This window comes from Paenibacillus sp. LS-5 (assembly GCF_056121505.1).
In genome coordinates this window covers 1-267 of record NZ_JBWAVA010000084.1, presented here as the reverse complement: position 1 = coordinate 267, position 267 = coordinate 1, and the positions used below count along the sequence as shown (strand labels likewise).

At 74.5% G+C, this 267-nt stretch carries 1 protein-coding gene; it reads right to left on the bottom strand.

From position 1 onward, the window contains the following. Positions 1–52 precede the first annotated feature (52 nt). Positions 53–267, bottom strand: a 215-nt coding sequence (locus AC0MA3_RS26555; RefSeq protein ID WP_474658354.1) for a hypothetical protein, incomplete at its 5' end; no start/stop codon positions are given.

Genomic DNA, 267 nt, shown 5'->3' with positions numbered 1-267 from the left:
CAGCCCCCTGCCCCGCCCCGCCCCGCCCTGCCCCGCCCCGGCTCGAGCCGGCTCAGGCCAGCGTCGCGAGCAGCTTCTTGGCGTCCTCGACGTTCTTCGGGCTGCCACGCTTGTTCTGCGTGAAGCGCTCCAGCGCCGCCTTCGCGCCGGCTTTGTCGCCCTTGGCCAGCAGGGCCTGGCCCAAGCGGTGGTCGATCGGCAAGCGCTCCGCGCCCTCCAGCGTGCGGGCGCGCTCCAGCGACTTGATGGCCTCCTCGGGCTGCCCCA